This window comes from Alkalibacterium sp. (assembly GCF_046484155.1).
Lineage (GTDB): Bacteria > Bacillota > Bacilli > Lactobacillales > Carnobacteriaceae_A > Alkalibacterium.
In genome coordinates this window covers 1-4,773 of the sequence record NZ_JAWOBT010000108.1, presented here as the reverse complement: position 1 = coordinate 4,773, position 4,773 = coordinate 1, and the positions used below count along the sequence as shown (strand labels likewise).

The 4,773-nt window shown below is 45.5% G+C and carries 4 protein-coding genes; 3 read left to right on the top strand and 1 reads right to left on the bottom strand.

From position 1 onward, the window contains the following. Positions 1-218: hypothetical protein (locus R6U02_RS07955; RefSeq protein WP_410263079.1), on the bottom strand; the 218-nt coding region annotated here is incomplete at its 3' end. A 175-nt stretch (positions 219-393) separates the two neighbouring features. On the opposite strand from R6U02_RS07955, the gene R6U02_RS07950 reads away from it, so the two are divergent. From R6U02_RS07950 to R6U02_RS07940, 3 genes are all read left to right on the top strand, one after another. After that, positions 394-1,443, top strand: a complete 1,050-nt coding sequence (locus R6U02_RS07950) for a DUF2399 domain-containing protein (protein ID WP_410263078.1) — start codon at positions 394-396, stop codon at positions 1,441-1,443. 21 nt (positions 1,444-1,464) lie between these two features. Beyond that, entirely contained in the window at positions 1,465-3,519 is a 2,055-nt protein-coding gene (locus tag R6U02_RS07945) for a beta-galactosidase (RefSeq protein WP_410263077.1), read from the top strand. A 125-nt stretch (positions 3,520-3,644) separates the two neighbouring features. Further along, on the top strand, positions 3,645-4,592 hold the full coding sequence (locus tag R6U02_RS07940; protein WP_410263076.1) for a LacI family DNA-binding transcriptional regulator: 948 nt from the start codon (positions 3,645-3,647) through the stop codon (positions 4,590-4,592). The last annotated feature ends 181 nt before the right edge of the window (positions 4,593-4,773 follow it).

The window sequence follows — 4,773 nt, the reverse complement described above, 5'->3', positions numbered from 1 at the left end:
GTTTGAATGGGCAAGATATCCATCGTTTGCACGTTTTTAAAGCGTGGGTCTAAGGACCCCTCCTCAGGAACATTTTCTTCGTAGCGAATGATGATATCGATATACTCATCGCCGTGATCGCTGTCTTGAGCAATGACTTGACCCACCGGTAAAATGATAGATAAGAGGAAGACAAGCATGATTCCTATTATCCCTTTTTTTATTTGCTTCTTATTCAATCAATTCTTCTCCTTTGTCTTTCTTTTGAATGAGGGGTTCGGACCCGTCATTTGATTTAATTCAATGATTTTGTATATATATTCAGCAACATTAACAACATATTATCATAAGATTGATGGACCATTGGTGTCAGAAGCATTATAAAACAGGAATGTTTGACGGGAATGTCACATTTTGTTAAAAAAACAGAGTTATTTATCAAAAAATGGTAGAATAAATGAGATAGTTTTAAAGAAGGAAGTGCAAAGAGCAATGTTTAGCCGAGAACACCTACTAAATGAATTACAAGAAGAGTTTCCACTGGTGAGAGACTGGTTACTGTATATAAGAGATAACAGTGAAGACACGCAGTGGGTACAGCAATTAATAGAAGACTCGCCCAAGATGTTTGAACAGTGGGTGCTTTATTTGTCGGAAGGCATACGCTTACTCCCGACGCGACCTGTCAGACTCTCGGTATTCAGTCAAATCATAACCCTGGATGCGAATGCTTTTCTTCCGACCACTTCTTTAGGTAAATTATGGCTGCACGTCTTGGCCGAAACGAGACGCGAACACAACAATGAACCGATCGCGATCCCGAAAAAGAGAGAAGAAATCAATACACTACTCAAAGATTATCATTTGCATAGAGAAGACATTTCGGATTCCGTTACCGTCGTGAATTTATTTGCGGAGATTTCATCCGGCTACCATCCTATGTGGGAAGCAGCGGTGCACAGTCAAAGCGTCATGACCGTTCCACTTAGAGAGTGCGTGAAATTGAGTGCCGTATATCCCGCTCACGAACAACCGATCGTTTGGGTCGTGGATAATGCCGAAGTCTTCAGCCGCATTGTCGACCGTGTGCCGGCGTTACCGATGATATGTACGCAGGAAGAGTGGTCTTGTTCGGCAGGAGAGATCTTTGACCGACTGATAGCCAATGGGGCAGAGTTACGTTTCGTTGGAGATTTGACGCCTAAAGGGATCGTCCGGGCGGAAGAATTACTGCTTCGTTATCCGGATAGAACCCGCACGTGGCAGATGGATGTCGAGACGTATTTAAAAGCAAAAGATGACACCACAGATTTAACGGAAGAAGACTATGCGTTACTCGATAAACATCATGTCGATTATTTAGCTTCCTTAAAAGATGAAGTGAGAGAGCAGGGTCATCCAGGATATCTGATCACTGTGATCGATGAACTGATAAAACAATTGAATCACTATTACCGTAAGTGAAGTAGTGGAAGGACGATCAACTTGGATAAAAAACGCGTAACAGATGAGAAACGTTTACTCCATGGAGGAGATTATAATCCTGACCAGTGGTTAGCGTATCCGGAAATACTGAAAGAAGACGTTGTACTGATGCAGAAAGCGCACACCAACACTTTTTCAATTGGCATTTTTGCGTGGGCAGCTTTAGAACCGGAAGAAGGGATCTATGATTTTGAGTGGCTGGATGACGTGATCGAACGCATCCATGCAATCGGCGGACGCTTTATTTTGGCAACACCTAGTGGCGCACGGCCGACCTGGATGTCAAAACAGCATCCGGAAGTGCTGCGTGTCGATGCAAGCCGCAGAAAACATCTGCATGGGGCGCGTCACAACCATTGTTTTTCGTCACTTTATTACCGTGAAAAAACCCAAGCGGTGAACGCTAAATTAGCCGAACGTTACGGAAACCATCCGGCCCTTTTGATGTGGCACATTTCCAACGAATTCGGCGGAGAATGTCACTGTGACTTATGCCAGGCAAATTTCAGAAATTGGCTGAAAGAAAAGTATGCGAACGATTTGGATCAGTTAAACGACTCGTGGTGGGGACCGTTCTGGAGTCACACGATTACCGACTGGGAACAAGTCGAGTCACCCTCTCCGATCGGTGAAACCGCCGTTCACGGGATGAACTTAGATTGGCGCCGGTTTGTTTCGCAGCAGACGATCGATTTTTATAAAAATGAGATCAAACCACTGAGAGAAAAAACCCCTGATATCCCGATAACCACAAACTTCATGTCGGATAATCCGGCATTCACACCCTTTACAGGTCTGGATTACCATCAGTTCGCAAAAGAAGTCGATGTTGTGAGCTGGGACGCTTATCCGGCCTGGCACAATGATAAAGAAGACACGGCGACACTGGCAGCGAAAGTGGGCTTTTTGAACGACCATTTTTATGCGATGAAAGATCAGCCCTTCTTGCTGATGGAGTCGACTCCGAGTGGTGTGAACTGGCACGACGTCAACAAAGCGAAACGACCAGGCATGCATTATTTGTCTTCGATGCAGATGCTTGCCCATGGCTCAGACAGTGTCCTGTATTTTCAGTGGCGCAAATCGCGTGGTTCTTCAGAGAAGTTTCACGGCGCAGTCGTCGACCACGACCGGTCACCAGAAAACCGCGTCTTTAAAGAAGTGGCGCGCTTAGGTCAGGCAATGGAAACCGTTTCCGAAAAAGTGGTCGGCTATCAGCGCAAAGCGAAAGTGGCTATCATATATGATGTCGAAAACGAGTGGGCGCTGAATGATGCCCAGGGATTCGGACTGAAAACAAAAAAATACGGCGAAACCTTACAAACACACTATCAGGCATTCTGGGACAAAAATATCGCCGTTGATGTCGTTTCAAAAGACGTTGATTTTGAGCAGTATGACTTGGTACTGGCACCGATGTTATACATGATGTCCGAAACAACTGCCAAACGGCTGCAGGCGTACGTTGCAAAAGGCGGGACGCTCGTAGCGACATATATGACCGGATTGGTGGACGAAGCGGATCTGACACATATGGGCGGCTGGCTGGCTCCCCTGAAAGAAACGTTCGGCATGGAACCGATGGAAACAGACACCTACTATCCAACTGATGAAAACAGTCTGGAATTCAACGGAAAAATCTACGACATCAGGGACTACGCCACGATCATTGAATGTGAGTCAGCGGGAGAATTGGCAGCATATCGCTATGACTTCTACCAGAATACGCCGGCGGTAACAGTGAACCGGTATCATGACGGCAGGGCGTATTACCTGGGCGCGCGGCTGGAAAGATCGTTCCTAACTGATTTTTATGGTGAGTTGATCGCTGACTTGGCATTGATGCCCCCGCTTGATATCACGCATGAGCGCGGCGTCTCGGTTCAAGCCAGAGAAGCGGATGGACTGAAAACCATCTTCATCATGAATTTCACGGAAGAGTTGCAAGTGATTGAGATCAACGAAGAGGTCAGAGATATTCAAACAGATGAAACGCTGAATGGACGACTGGCTTTGGATCCTTATGAAGTAAGGATCGTAGAAAAAGAAGGCTAGTTCATTGGGGTGAATGACTAGCTATCTCTGTAATTTGATTAAAACTGAGTTGGATTCATGATATAATTAAACAAGAATAGTTAAAAAAAGAAATTGCAAGCAAGATGGATGAAAGGAGAAACTGTTTGGCTACATTAACCGATGTTGCAAAAAAAGCGAACGTTTCTAAGATGACGGTTTCGCGAGTGATCAACCATCCCGAGCAAGTGACGGGTGAGTTGAAAGAACTCGTTTACGAAGCCATGAGAGAATTGAATTATCGACCCAATGCGGCAGCCATAGCTTTAGCGAATAATCGCACGCAAATCATTAAATTATTGATTTTAGAAGAGATGGATACAACTGAACCTTACTACATGTTTTTACTGACCGGTATCGCGAATGAATTGGATAAATACGCTTATAGTCTGCAGCTTTTAACCCACAACAACGTTCAAATCGGAGATTCCGACGGTTTCATCGTATGCGGCACACGTAAAGAAGATGAAGAACTCATCCACAGCTTAGACAAGCCCACCGTGTTGTTCGGTCAAAACGACATGGGTGTTGACTATATTGACAGTAACAATGAAGAAAGCATGGCCAGAGCCACTGAATATGCGATTGAGAAAGGGTATGAAACGGTCGTGTATATCGGTATCGACGTGGACGAACCCTTCGCTCACTCAAGAGAAAAAGGCTATACGTCGGTGATGGAGAATCACGGGAAAGAGCCACATATTTATAACCTGGAAAATCGATCACGCTACTCGGCGGCATTTATCAGAGAAAATTGGGATACATTCCCGAAAAACACCTTGTTCTTATGCGCTTCAGATCGGCTAGGTCTAGGCGTCATCCGCGAAATCAAAGAGCATGGTGGCGATATTCCTAATGACTACGGCATCATCGGTCACGACGGTGTCTTTCTGGATCAAATTGCCTACCCCAACTTAACGACCCTTAAACAGTCTATTACAGAAATGGGCGCGGCCTGTGCTAGAATGGTCTTGAAGAAGGTAAAAGAAGAAGGCAAGCCTCAAGGAAACCAGTTATTTGAAACCGAACTTAAATTAGGCGGCACGACGCGCTGAGAAAATACGGAAACGTCCACGCCTGACAACTTAAACAGTCAGGTGCGGACGTTTTTATTTAAACACAAACGTATTCGGTAATCAGAAACAGAACCGTCGGTCCAAACGACCGAACAGCACGTGCTTCGGTCGTTTGGGGGAGCAGGCACCGCCGTAGTTACCGAACGGCGGGGCTGTTCGG